The sequence below is a fragment of the Cupriavidus sp. D39 genome, assembly GCF_026627925.1.
GTDB classification, from domain to species: domain Bacteria; phylum Pseudomonadota; class Gammaproteobacteria; order Burkholderiales; family Burkholderiaceae; genus Cupriavidus; species Cupriavidus ulmosensis.
In genome coordinates this window covers 4,968,018-4,980,823 of sequence record NZ_JAPNLE010000009.1, presented here as the reverse complement: position 1 = coordinate 4,980,823, position 12,806 = coordinate 4,968,018, and the positions used below count along the sequence as shown (strand labels likewise).

The following is a 12,806-nucleotide window of genomic DNA, read 5'->3' as shown; positions in this document are numbered from 1 at the left end:
GGAGCGGGCGGCCACGAAGTTGCATGCGTCCCGTTTTCGTCGTGGGCGCGGTGGCACCGCCAGAATAGTTTTGAGGGATTCACCACCGCGCCCACCCCACCACGAAACCATCACAGCGTGATATATCGTGACGCTCCGATCCGGTACCGGCAGATGGGCGAATGGGCAGGGATGCTACTACCGGGGGCCTCACCACGAAACCAACGTCGCAAGCAGTATCGTGGTCGCCTGAACTGGTAACGGCACGAGTTCATTAAAACCCGGGGCCGCACGACGAAACCACCGGGCTACGTAACCCCAATAAGCCAGCCTCCTGCAAGGATCGCTTTCTTTTGGTTACTTATATGAACGCGCCCCGGTTTGCCAGGTAAATCATCTCATGATGCTCGGCGAGGATTTGGTTGCAGCCTTATATCCGGCCTCATGCAGGTCAAGCCTGCGGGCCCCTATGGAATTCGCCAAGAACGGCCCTCGTCTTTTCAGCGTGCTCGAAGCACTAAACATGACGACATAAGTATTGCAGCATGTATGATTGCGTGGTTACTCTAATGGAGAGGCAGCCATGCGCAGACTCGAGATTGCAGACGCACAGATCATGCAGTTGGCGATTCGACAGGAGATCGAGCGAAGCGAGGAGTCGCGGTATGACCACCGCCTGCACGGGGTGCTGCTGGTCAGCATCGGTTACTCGTGCACTGAAGTGGGCCAGATGTTCGGTCAAGCGGCCACGACAGTTCAGCGATGGGTCCGACGTTTCGAGCGGGGCGGTTTCGACGGATTGCGGGAAGGTGAACGGCCCGGTCGCCCGCGTGCGTTGAATGACTCGCAATGGCGTCGCATCGAGGCGGATCTGCGCAAGACACCACGCGACTTCGGATTTGAAGCGGGCCTGTGGGATGGGCCCGTTCTATCGGAGCACTTGCGTCAGCGCTATGGCATCAAGCTGGGCGTGCGGCAGTGCCAGAGGCTGTTTCGCCAGATGGGTTTCCGGCTGCGCAAGCCGCGCCCGCAGGTCGCCCAGTCTGATCCTGTTCGCGTTGCGGCGGTAAAAAAACTGCGGCGACTGGCAAAGCGCGACGACATTGAGTTATGGAGCCTGGACGAATGCCATTTCCAGCAACACGGATCGCGCTGTCGCATGTGGGTGGCCCCGGAAATCCGCGATCCGGTGTTGATGCATGCGCCGACGCGAAAGTCGGTGGCATGTTTTGGCGCCGTCAGTCTGAGCACGGGTCGCTTCGTCTGGCAGGTATGCCCTGTCTTCAACGCAGAAACGTTTGCATCCTTTCTTCGCCAACTACTGCGCCATCGACGTCGCGGCAAGCGCATCGTCGTGGTCCTGGACAACGCCAAGTACCACCATGCCGTTCTGCTCAAACCGTTACTGCACAAATACAGGCGGCACATGACGTTGTTGTTCCTGCCACCATACAGCCCGCAACTGGCGCCTATCGAACGCGTATGGAAACTGACACGGCGCCTGGGGTTACATAACCGGTACTTCGCCACCCTCGTAGAAGTTCTCTCGGCAGTCGACGCCTGCTTCCAGCAATGGAAGAGACCAAACGAGGTACTACGACGACTATGCTGCATTATTTAAGACGTTGTGTTTAGTAACCGATCAGGGTCTCGTTCTTGCGGTCCAACCTGTCTTGCCATCACGTCACATTTACCCGCGCAACCTGCTAGTCGAATTCAATTAACCTGCTTCAATAGCCGCAGCTAGGGCTGCTGTGCCTACGGTTTTGGTAGGCGCAGCTGACCTAGCGCGGAATCCGCCATTTGCCTGGCCGTCTCCGCCTTCTTCAGCTCGTGGTCTCTTTCATACGGCTCCTTGCCCCTCAGCACCGCCCAGGCAATTCTTGCCGCCTTGTTGGCCATCGCCACCACCGTCACGTTGGACGGGCGTCGGCGCGCCAGTTGGTCGCACCAGGCCCCTTTGTCCTTGGCCCGGTACACGACTGCTCTGGCACCGTGGATCAGCAGCATGCGCAGGTAACAGTCTCCGCGTTTGCTAATCGCCCCCAATTGCACCTTGCCCCCAGTGCCACGCTGGCGCGGCACCAGCCCCAGGTAGGCCGACAGTTGCCGCCCCGATTCGAAGCCCTGCGCATCGCCGATCGTCGCTAGCAGCGCCGTGGCCGTGAGCATGCCGATCCCTGGAATCGCCATCAGCCGCTTGCACGCCGGCTGCGTTTGGGACCAGGCCTTGATCTGTCCCTCCAACTGCTCAATGCCTTTGTCTAGCCGACCGACCAGCTCGAACTGTTCGCGCAACGCCTCGAACACCCTCGCCGGCACGTCTTCCTCCACTTCGGCCAGCCGCTCGCGCATCTCCGCCAAGCCCGCCTGACGCCCCTTCTTGAAGCTCAAGCCAAACTCATAGAGCGCGCCGCGCAAGGCATTGATCATCATCGTGCGCATCTTGATGTGCTGCTCTCGCATCCGATGCAACACCAGTGTCGCCTGCTGCTCCACTGTCTTCGGCGTCACTGCCGGCATGCCCGGCTGTTGCGCCGCCGTCCAGATCGCGCGCGCATCCGCCGCATCTGTCTTGTTGGTTCGCACGAATGGACGGACGTATTTCGCGTGCAGCAGCTTCACCTCATAGCCCATCTCGAGGAGCTTGCGAGCCCACCAGTGCCCGCTGCCGCATGCCTCCAGCGCCACGCGTCCTTTGCGCTGAGCTAGGAACTCGATCAGCTTTTGACGCTGGAATCGCCGGTTTTGTATCTCGCCAGTCTCAGGGTCAACCCAGTACAGCTGGTCGGGTAGCAGCGACGCATTACTGCGCCGCCGCCCCCTAAGAACCGGACGTGCGAGTCGCCCCGCATCCGGCTCAAGCCATTCCTTCAGCACCATTGGATGGCACCGGGCAGCCCGACGGAGCGTTTCGCGGATCGACGGCGGGCAAGGTAGATGTCCCATGCTGGATCAAATGGATTGGCCAGTCCCCGGATTTTGACGTGGCGCTGAATCGCGACCGTCGTTGCGCGGAAGAGTTGCAGGCCGCAGGTGTCACCCTCGGTTGAACCCTTCGTCGCAAAGTCCCAGGACCGGTGTCCGTCTCGCCGGAAGTACCGTTGCCTGACCCACCGGGCTCCTTTCGTGGGGTGCCTACGTCTTGCCCACTTCCAGAGCAGGTGCCAGATGTGCGAGTCTATCGTCGAGAAGGTCGCTTTTGCCACGACGTGGCGATGATACATAGCCCATCCCCGAATGATCGGGTTCAGCCTACGGATCAACACCTCTTGGGTGGCACTCGCGTTGCCTTTGATGACTTCCCTGGCCTTGTCCAGCAGCGATTTGATACTTTTCTTCGCTGGCTTGGTCAGCAGTTTGCCGCCGTACTTGCGCACGTTCTGGCCAAGGAAATCGAAACCCTCCACTATGTTGGTGATTCTGGTCTTCTCTTCCGAGAGTTCCAGGCATCGGGCGGCCATAAACTGCCTAACCGCGGGAAGCACCCGGGATTCCAGCACATCTTTCGATACGCCAGTCACCACAAAGTCATCGGCATAGCGGACGACGTTGAGTTGAGCCTTGCTGCGAGCAAGTTTGGATGTTCCCACACTTGCATGAACTGCTGCTTCAAGCCCATCCAGCGCCATATTCGCGATCACGGGCGAGATGACACCCCCTTGGGGTGTACCCGCCCACGACTCGAACAGGGTTCCCTCATCGATATATCCGGCCTGAAGCCACTTGCGCAGAACCCCCTTATCCATCGGTATGTTCTCCAGGAACCAGGAATGACTGAAGTTGTCGAAACAACCTCGAATGTCACCCTCCAGAATCCATTCTGGCGAGGCACGCTTGGCCAGAACCTTGAAGCACTGTTCGATGGCATCGGCGGTCGAGCGTTCGGGCCGAAAGCCGTAGGAATTGGCGTCTGCCAGGGTCTCCGCGACGGGTTCCAGAGCGAGCTTCCATAAAGCCTGCATCGCCCGGCACCGCATACATGGAATTCCCAGCGGACGCTTCTTGCCGTTACTCTTGGGAATGTAAACCCGCCGCAGCGGCATCGCACGATAGCCGCGATGACGTAGCGACACCATTCCGTTCCATCTGGCCGCCGGGGACGACCATATCCTGCCATCCACCCCCGGCGTCCTCTTACCGCGATTTTCCGTCACACGCTTCACGGCCAACATCTTGCCGCTATGCGAGCGGGTCAGCAGACGTTGCAAGGCTTTCACCTTGCCCCATCTGCCCTCCCATGTTGCCTTAGCGATACGCGCCTGAAGTCGTTTCACGTCGGCCGCGATGTGCGACCAGTTTGCCTGCTCCCACATCCGCGCCGGGTGCGAGGACGCACCAGCCGCGCTCGCTTGCACGTCGCTCGCCGTCATCTGCTCTTCCCCGTATAACGATTAGTCAAGGTTCTCTCGCCATGAATGACCCTGCGGAAGTCTGCCCACTTTCGTGTCGGGCAATGTTGCAGTCCGTATCCCGGCCATTACAGCCGGGCGTTCGCTTTCTCCGCATTCCTTTACCCACAGCACCAGCAGCGTTCCTTACGGTTCGCCTGCCGTCGCCGGCAGTGCTATGGGCTTACCCTGTTCCGCATGAATCTCCGAGCGGGGCGGACCCTTCCTCTTCGCCGGCGGCTGGTTGTCCATGGTGGCCCAGTATTCAAAGACCACTCCTCACCGCATACCGTTTTGGTTCAAGCCTGTCAGCACGTTTGGCTTGTCAAAGATCACGACGTTTATCAGAAGTTCACATGTGTTGGTCGTACCCACTCATCCCTTGCTCCTCTCCGCCTTCGCGCTGGCAGATTCCGCTTCGCCTCGCGGCTGGGCGTACCGGTTATCCGGCGGCTACGTTGTCCCCAGAGCTTCATACCGAGCTGTTACCGGCTCCGCATGTCTGGGTAGGGAACGGTTGATGGAACAACCGGTTTCGTCAGGTCATACGTTCTCCTGTGAAACAGAAATTCAGGCGACTTTCAGGTCGCACGAACACATGCTTTGCAATATCCAGCCCAAATGTCATAGCATTCATTTCGGGTCCCTCCGTTCCTGTAGTGGTGGTGACATCTTCCACTCTGGCACATTGCGATGCCGTTCGGTCTGGAGGGACCCCCTTCTCCTCAGGCTTTTTTGCCCGACCCACACTACCGTTTCGGCTCCTCGCGCTCCACTGCGGGGACGGGGCGCGTTCATACCATCTTTTCTTGACGAGTAAAGAAAAGTGACATCTCACACGTTCTAAAACGGCAACACCGCCCAGCCGCGACAGCAGCTAAACACAACGTCTTAAATAATGCAGCATAGTCGTCGTAGTACCTCGTTTGGTCTCTTCCATTGCTGGAAGCAGGCGTCGACTGCCGAGAGAACTTCTACGAGGGTGGCGAAGTACCGGTTATGTAACCCCAGGCGCCGTGTCAGTTTCCATACGCGTTCGATAGGCGCCAGTTGCGGGCTGTATGGTGGCAGGAACAACAACGTCATGTGCCGCCTGTATTTGTGCAGTAACGGTTTGAGCAGAACGGCATGGTGGTACTTGGCGTTGTCCAGGACCACGACGATGCGCTTGCCGCGACGTCGATGGCGCAGTAGTTGGCGAAGAAAGGATGCAAACGTTTCTGCGTTGAAGACAGGGCATACCTGCCAGATGAAGCGACCCGTGCTCAGACTGACGGCGCCAAAACATGCCACCGACTTTCGCGTCGGCGCATGCATCAACACCGGATCGCGGATTTCCGGGGCCACCCACATGCGACAGCGCGATCCGTGTTGCTGGAAATGGCATTCGTCCAGGCTCCATAACTCAATGTCGTCGCGCTTTGCCAGTCGCCGCAGTTTTTTACCGCCGCAACGCGAACAGGATCAGACTGGGCGACCTGCGGGCGCGGCTTGCGCAGCCGGAAACCCATCTGGCGAAACAGCCTCTGGCACTGCCGCACGCCCAGCTTGATGCCATAGCGCTGACGCAAGTGCTCCGATAGAACGGGCCCATCCCACAGGCCCGCTTCAAATCCGAAGTCGCGTGGTGTCTTGCGCAGATCCGCCTCGATGCGACGCCATTGCGAGTCATTCAACGCACGCGGGCGACCGGGCCGTTCACCTTCCCGCAATCCGTCGAAACCGCCCCGCTCGAAACGTCGGACCCATCGCTGAACTGTCGTGGCCGCTTGACCGAACATCTGGCCCACTTCAGTGCACGAGTAACCGATGCTGACCAGCAGCACCCCGTGCAGGCGGTGGTCATACCGCGACTCCTCGCTTCGCTCGATCTCCTGTCGAATCGCCAACTGCATGATCTGTGCGTCTGCAATCTCGAGTCTGCGCATGGCTGCCTCTCCATTAGAGTAACCACGCAATCATACATGCTGCAATACTTATGTCGTCATGTTTAGAAGCAATAAAACCCCGCCCACAAGTGACCCACCCGCGTCAGCGAGGCCACAAGCAAGCAACACAAATCACACCCCCACTAACTCATCTCCTTATACAGAAGTCCAGCGTCCTGACCGGGCGCAGTGCGGCCAGAATTTGATGGGACTTGGGCGGGAGGGGTTGTAAACTCGCGCGGACTCGCGTTTACTCCTAGATTTTCGAGCGCGAATGAACGACGAGTCGGGGGCATGGGTGGACGAAGAATTTGAGGTGCTGGATCTTGGCGATCCAAGGCGGGACCGACGGGCGAAGGGGCTGCTGAAGCGACTGGCTGCGAGGCCGACTGCGAGCATTCCGGGCGCATGCGAGGACTGGGCAGAGACCATCGCTGCCTATCGATTTTTCGGCAACGAGGAAGTCGAGTGGACAGACATGATGCAGCCGCATTGGGAGCGCACGGCAGGGCGGGCGCGGCAATTCCCGGTGGTGCTGTGCATTGCAGACACGACCGAGCTGAACTTTAACGGCCAGGAGATCGATGGGCTCGGGCCCTTGAGCTACGAAGCGCAGAGGGGATGTATCTCCATCCGACCTATGCTGTGACGCCGGATCGGGAACCACTCGGTGTGATCGACGCCTGGATGTGGGCCCGGGAGCCGCTGGATGCAAACGGGCAGCGGGTTGGTATTACAGAGAGCGTACGGTGGACTGAAAGCTACGAACGCGTTGCAGAACAGGCCGCGATGTTGCCTGAGACTCGCCTGGTCTACGTGGCGGATCGGGAAGGCGATATCGCTGCGATGATGGAGCGTGCTAATGAGCTCGGCAATCCTGCAGACTGGCTGATACGTTCCCAACACAACCGCAGCCTTGGTGAGACAGGCAAGCTGTGGGACACGGTAGACGCCAGCGAAGCTCTGGGGGAGATCGGCTTCATCCTGCCGGGGCGCGCAGGCCAGAAGGCGCGCGAGGTCAAGCAGGAGTTACGTGCGCAACGCGTGAAGCTGCCGGGTAAGACGGGGCCCGCCGTCACCTGCATTGTGGCCCAGGAGATCGGCGCCCCGGCAGGCGTTACCCCTGTCGTGTGGCGACTGCTGACCAACCGGGAGGCGCAAGATACAGATGCCGTCGTCGAGCTGATCGATTGGTATCGAGCCCGGTGGGAGATTGAAATGTTCTTCAATGTCCTGAAGAACGGGTGCAAGGTGGAAGCTTTACAGTTATCCCACATGGACCGCGTGGAACGGGCTCTGGTGTTTTACATGGTCGTGGCGTGGCGCGTTGCCCGGCTGATGCGTTTGGGCAGAACCTGCCCTGACCTGGACGCGTCGCTATTTTTTGATGCCGATGAGATACGAGGCGGGGCCTGTACGGGATTTTGTGTGCAGGGCATAACATGTCGACAAGGAGCATGTAATGCCACGCAAACCAAAGGCCATACCCAGGGACCTTCCGACCATCCCTAAGGAGCTGATCGATCAGTTCGTTAAAGGTCCGATGACTGCTGAGGCGGTGCAAGACGCCGCCATGGCGTTCAAGAAGGCCCTGATCGAGCGGGCGATGGGCGCGGAGCTGGGCCATCACCTGGGCTACCCGGCGGGTGCCGAGCGCCCCGAGGATGCAACCAACCAGCGCAATGGCTCCAGCGCCAAGACCGTGCTTACGGACACGGGACCCTTGCGGCTGGCGATCCCGCGCGACCGCGACGGCAGCTTCGCGCCCATCCTGATTCCCAAGCACGACCGGCGTTTTACTGGCTTTGACGACAAGATCATCGCCATGTATGCGCGCGGCATGACGGTACGCGAGATCCAGGCGTTCCTGGTCGAGCAGTATGGCACTGAGGTGTCGCCCGCGTTCATCAGCTCGGTAACGGATGCGGTCATGGAGGAAGTCACCGCCTGGCAGGCCCGTCCATTGGAGGTCATGTACCCGGTCGTGTTCTTCGACGCGCTGCGGGTCAAGATGCGCGAGGATGGCGTCGTGCGCAGCAAGGCGGTCTATCTGGCGCTGGGCGTGCTGCCCGATGGCACGCGTGACATCCTGGGCCTGTGGATCGAGACCACCGAAGGGGCAAAGTTCTGGATGAAGGTGTTCAACGACCTGAAGACGCGAGGCACCCAAGACATCCTGATCGCGGTGACCGACGGCTTGAAGGGCATGGAGCAGGCCCTGAACGCGGTGTTCCCGAGCACGACACTGCAGACTTGTGTCGTGCATCTGATACGCGGCAGCCTGGACTACGCGAGCTGGAAGGACCGCCGTGTGGTGGCGGCCGCGCTCAAGCCTGTCTACACGGCTGCCACGGTTGAGGCCGCCGAGGCGGCGCTGTTGGCCTTCGAGCAAAGCGACTGGGGCAAGCGCTACCCACCGATTGCAGCCTCCTGGCATCGCGCCTGGGACCGGGTGATTCCATTCTTTGCGTTCCCGCCGGCCATCCGCAAGATCATCTACACCACGAATGCCATCGAGAGCATCAACGCGCAACTGCGTAAGATTATCAAGACCCGCGGGCACTTCCCGAGCGATGAAGCGGCCACCAAACTGCTGTGGCTAGCCTTGCGCAACATCACCGGCAAGTGGGGCAGCGCCACGCACGACTGGAAAGCCGCCATGAACCAGTTCGCGATCCTCTACGAGGATCGCTTCACACAACCCCATCGCTGAGATAGGATCAAAGGCCTGCCTGCCGGGCAGCCTGCCCGGCAGGCAGGTTTTTAGCCTTGCACACAAAAATCCTGACACCCCCACGAGGCGCGTATCTACTCGCGAAGAAGGCGCGTCCAAAGACGCCCGTCACGCTCAATCAAATGATTCGCTTGATCGCGTCACTGGGTGGTTTCCTGGGCCGCAAGAGTGATGGCGAGCCCGGCGCCAAAACGATCTGGATCGGCATGCAGCGAACCATGGATGCTGCGTTCATGATCCTGGCGCTACGGGCTGAGGACTCATGACTTCTGTATAAGGAGATGCCACTAACTCCCCCATCCTCCCCCCTTCCAAACCTCCCCAAACAACACCCCTCCAACCCGCCCCTCATCCAACCCGAAACTCTGCCCCGCAGCCGCGGCGATCAACCCATCCAACCCCATGGTCGGCGCCAGATCGCGCCCCTGGTAGAGCGCCCCCTGCCCCAAACCCGGCCAGTCGGCCATGACACGCCCACCCTTGACCGCCCCTCCCACCAGCATCGCCACCGCGCCAGTACCGTGATCGGTGCCGCCCGTGCCGTTGGCGGCGGCCGTGCGTCCGAACTCGGTGGCGACCAGCACAGTGGTGCGGTCCCATGCAGGGCCGAGGCCGTCGCGCAGCGCGGCTAGCATGGTGTCGAGGGCCTTGAGCCGGGCCGCCAGCCGCGGCGCTTGCGCGCTGTGCGTATCCCAGCCGCCGGTTTCGATCATGGCGATGCGCGGCCCGTCCGCGCGGGCCAGGAAACCGGCGGCAAGGCGGCCAAGGCTGGCGGGGTCCTGCCGTGCGCCGGCGTCGCCGGCCAGGCCGCGGGCTTGCATGGCCGCGTTCCAGAGCGGGTGCAGTTGCGCGTCCATCTCGTAGAGCTGCCCGACGCGCGTGAGCAGGTCATCGGGCGCCGAAGGCAGCGCCGATGGCGCATAGGAGCCGACTTCCACCGGCCCGCGCAGCGCCGCCGGCACCGTGGGTGCGAAGGCGATGGCGTTATCCGGCCGCTTGGGCAGCAGGCTCACTAGCCGGTTCATCCAGCCGTCCTTGACCTGGTAGGGCGCGGCGCCGCCGGTCTCCAGCACGTTCTGCCCGTCGAAATGCGAGCGCTCCCGGTAGGGCGATGCCACCGCATGCACGAACAGCGCCTGCCCCGCGCTGTACATCCGCGCCGTCTCCGTCAGCGCGGGATGCAGCGCGAAGGTGCCGTCGAGCTTGATGGCTTGCGCTGCGTCGATGGCCAGCGCGCCGCGCAGGCGGGCGTAGCCGGGATCGGCGTAGGGAATGACCGTGTTCAAGCCATCGGCGGCGCCGCGCTGGATGACGAAGACAAAGCGGCGATCGGAATCCACGCTGGCGAGCGTGAGGCGCGGCAACGCAAGCATGGCGGCGGCGCCGCCGGCCGCGCGGAGGAAATCTCGGCGGGAAAACATGGCAATTACCTCCGTTGAAAATCGGGCGACACCAGCAGCAAGGCCAGTGCGGTCTGCGCGCTTTCGGCGCGCGCAATGGCGGCCGAGGTCGGCGCCGACAGCGTGCCGGCGAGCAGCTTGGGGCCGAGCTCGCGCGCATCGATCCGGTCGCCGACGCGCGCCGCCAGGCGCTGCGCCATCTCAACCCGGCGCACCAGCGCATCGGGCGCGGCCCAGCTTGCGGCGATGTCGTCGTAGCCCGCGGGCGAGCCCGGCCGCCAGACCGGCTGGCCGAGCTGGGTCAACATGGGCGCGAAGTGCTGTGCGCCCGCCTCGCGCAAACCCAACCCGCGCAAGGAGGAGAGGGTCCACTCCCAAGGTGTCTTGAATTTCGCCGGCTCGCTGGCCCACGCCTCGGGCGACTGCACCAGCGCGCGGTACATCTCGGGCAACGCGCCACCGCTGCGCTGATACGCCTCGGACAAGCGCGCCACCAGCGCGGGCGGCGGCACGTCGGCGACGAAGTGGCGGACCAGCTTGGTGGCCAGGTGATTGGCCGTGGCTTCGCTCTGCGCGAGGTCATGCAGCACGGCCAGCGCCTGCGCTTCACCTTGCTGCGGGTAGCTGCGGCCCAGGATGGTGCGAGTGCCGGGCTCATGCACGCGCGCGCGGAACTGGAAGCGCCCGGGCTCGCCGTCCTCGCGCGCGCCGAGGCCGCCGATGCTCCAGCCGGTCAGCGCCCGCGCGAACTCGGTCACGTCGGCCTGCTGGTAGCCACTGCGCACGCCGAGCGTATGCAGCTCCAGGATTTCGCGCGCGAGGTTCTCGTTCAATCCGAGCGGGCGCTCGGGCGCGTGCTGCGCGGCCACCCGCGCGGCCATGCTGTCGGGGCCGATCGAGCGGACCTGGTCCAGGAAGACCTGCATGGCGGCATGGCGCTGCACCGCGACCAGCATGTCCTCGAAGCATCCGAGCACATGGGGACGGATTGCCTCGGCCTCGAAGGCGCCGGCCAGCGCGGCTACGGCCGGCTTCTCCACCGAGACCGCGAAGTGGTTGGACCAGAAATGCACCAGCCGCTCGACGAACGGCGCCTGCGTGACCAGCGCACTGGTCACGCGCGCATCGACGGCACCGCGATAAGCCTCGCGCGTCTCGCGCTGCAATTGCTGGCGCGCCGCGGTCTTCGCGTCGGCCTGCGCCTGGCGCACCTCGCGCTGCTGGGCGCCGAACTCGCCGGCCAACGCGGCTGTGCCCGGCTGCGCGCTCCAGGAGGCGGGCCTGGCCTCGTAGCGCTCGAACTGGCCCAGCAGCCAGCCGCGCGGATCGGCCGGCAGCGGCTCATCCGGGCGCGCGCCCAGCCCGAACCGGTTGACCGCGACAGCCGCGGCCGTCATGGCGGTGTTTGTCATGTGTTGCTCCCTGGGAAATCCTCGTCCTCGTCCTCGTCCTCGTCCTCGTCCTCGTCCTCGTCGTCGTCCTCGTCGTCGGCATCAACCACAGCTTTGCTGTTGTTCTCGATCGCCGCGTCATGGCGCTGCCTTCGCGGGCCGCGCCGGCGCCGTGCGCAGCGGGCCGCGCTGGACCAGTGCATCGGCCAGCTTCTCCCGATCCGCGGGCGACAGCGTGGCGGCGAATTCCACCACGCTGCCTTCCAGCCGGGTGCGCAACGCGGCATCGGCCTCGCGCGTGCGGGCTAATGCCGCCGCCAGCGCGTCACGCTCGAACTGCGGCTGCCGCAGCAATTGCTCCACCTGGTGGCGTCCGTCGCGCGCGGCGTCCACGTCCGACGCCGCGGCACGGCGCGCCGCGCGCAAGCCTTGCAGGAACTGCCTGCGCTGCTCGGCCTCCAGCCCGTCGGCGGCAAAGCGCAGTCCGCGCGGCTGCGCGGCCGCGTGGCGCTCCACGGCGTACCAGCGATAGCCGCCACCACCGATCGCGCCCAGCAAGAACACGTTGACCAGCACGGAGATCGCCAGCGCTACCTTGAGCCGCTTCGGCGTACGCTCGTTCATTCCTCGCTCCCGTTATGCGCGATGCCACCGAAGCCGGTCGATGCGTAGGGCAGATCGATGGCGGCCGGCGCCGGTACCGTGGCCAGCACGGCCGAGACCAGCAACGCGCCCGCCAAGGTGCCGGCCAGGCCGACGCCGGCCAGGCCCAGCCCGGACCACCACCACGGCGCGCGCGGCGCGCTCGCGCTCGCGGCGATGCGGCGCTGCAACGCCGCATCCGGGGCCGCCACCTCATGCGCGGCCAGCAAACGGTCGAGCGCGGCAGCTTCGGCCAACGCGCCAAGCTGCCCGGGAGCGGCGGCCATGGCCTGGCCCTCGGCCCGCTCCCTTCGGGCCAGCGTGCCGGGTTGGCACCATAG

10 protein-coding genes and 2 pseudogenes are annotated in these 12,806 nt (G+C 63.1%); 4 read left to right on the top strand and 8 right to left on the bottom strand.

Translation table 11 applies throughout. The annotated features are described in order from the left end of the window. The first annotated feature begins 562 nt into the window (after positions 1–562). A complete protein-coding gene (locus tag OMK73_RS35280; RefSeq protein WP_267601780.1) occupies positions 563–1,600 on the top strand; it encodes an IS630 family transposase in 1,038 nt (345 codons plus the stop codon). Positions 1,601–1,737: 137 nt separating this feature from the next. On the opposite strand, the gene OMK73_RS35275 is transcribed toward OMK73_RS35280, so the two are convergent. The 4 genes from OMK73_RS35275 to OMK73_RS35260 all read right to left on the bottom strand — a co-directional run bounded on the left by OMK73_RS35275 (position 1,738) and on the right by OMK73_RS35260 (position 6,298). Beyond that, entirely contained in the window at positions 1,738–2,862 is a 1,125-nt protein-coding gene (locus OMK73_RS35275) for an IS110 family transposase (protein WP_267606060.1), read from the bottom strand. Beyond that, the gene (gene ltrA, locus OMK73_RS35270; protein ID WP_267602420.1) at positions 2,853–4,352 is read right to left on the bottom strand and encodes a group II intron reverse transcriptase/maturase; all 1,500 of its coding nucleotides are present in this window, start codon (positions 4,350–4,352) and stop codon (positions 2,853–2,855) included. The genes OMK73_RS35275 and ltrA overlap by 10 nt, the downstream gene beginning before the upstream one ends. 909 nt (positions 4,353–5,261) lie before the next feature. Further along, complete coding sequence (locus tag OMK73_RS35265; RefSeq protein WP_267606628.1) at positions 5,262–5,765, bottom strand: IS630 family transposase; 504 nt, start codon at positions 5,763–5,765, stop codon at positions 5,262–5,264. Continuing rightward, positions 5,687–6,298 carry a helix-turn-helix domain-containing protein gene (locus OMK73_RS35260; RefSeq protein ID WP_267602332.1) on the bottom strand — a complete coding sequence of 204 codons (612 nt, stop codon included), beginning with the start codon at positions 6,296–6,298 and terminating at the stop codon, positions 5,687–5,689. The genes OMK73_RS35265 and OMK73_RS35260 overlap by 79 nt, the downstream gene beginning before the upstream one ends. A 319-nt stretch (positions 6,299–6,617) precedes the next feature. On the opposite strand from OMK73_RS35260, the pseudogene OMK73_RS35255 reads away from it, so the two are divergent. From OMK73_RS35255 to OMK73_RS35245, 3 genes and pseudogenes are all read left to right on the top strand, one after another. Next, positions 6,618–7,705: pseudogene (locus OMK73_RS35255) on the top strand (IS4 family transposase); the annotation flags it as partial. A 55-nt stretch (positions 7,706–7,760) separates the two neighbouring features. After that, positions 7,761–9,011 (top strand): IS256 family transposase, encoded by a 1,251-nt coding sequence (locus OMK73_RS35250; RefSeq protein WP_267604911.1) that lies wholly within the window; start codon positions 7,761–7,763, stop codon positions 9,009–9,011. Between the two features lie 83 nt (positions 9,012–9,094). Then, positions 9,095–9,298, top strand: a pseudogene (locus OMK73_RS35245) (IS4 family transposase); the annotation flags it as partial. A 21-nt stretch (positions 9,299–9,319) separates the two neighbouring features. Here OMK73_RS35245 and OMK73_RS35240 read toward each other — a convergent pair. From OMK73_RS35240 to OMK73_RS35225, 4 genes are all read right to left on the bottom strand, one after another. Then, the gene (locus tag OMK73_RS35240) at positions 9,320–10,453 is read right to left on the bottom strand and encodes a DUF1501 domain-containing protein (protein WP_267606059.1); all 1,134 of its coding nucleotides are present in this window, start codon (positions 10,451–10,453) and stop codon (positions 9,320–9,322) included. Between the two features lie 5 nt (positions 10,454–10,458). Next, on the bottom strand, positions 10,459–11,844 hold the full coding sequence (locus tag OMK73_RS35235) for a DUF1800 domain-containing protein (RefSeq protein WP_267606058.1): 1,386 nt from the start codon (positions 11,842–11,844) through the stop codon (positions 10,459–10,461). 117 nt (positions 11,845–11,961) lie between these two features. Beyond that, positions 11,962–12,447, bottom strand: a complete 486-nt coding sequence (locus OMK73_RS35230) for a periplasmic heavy metal sensor (protein ID WP_267606057.1) — start codon at positions 12,445–12,447, stop codon at positions 11,962–11,964. Continuing rightward, positions 12,444–12,752: a hypothetical protein gene (locus OMK73_RS35225; protein ID WP_324291798.1), complete on the bottom strand. Its 309-nt coding sequence runs from the start codon at positions 12,750–12,752 to the stop codon at positions 12,444–12,446. Before OMK73_RS35225 ends, OMK73_RS35230 begins: the two co-directional genes overlap by 4 nt. Between the last annotated feature and the right edge of the window lie 54 nt (positions 12,753–12,806).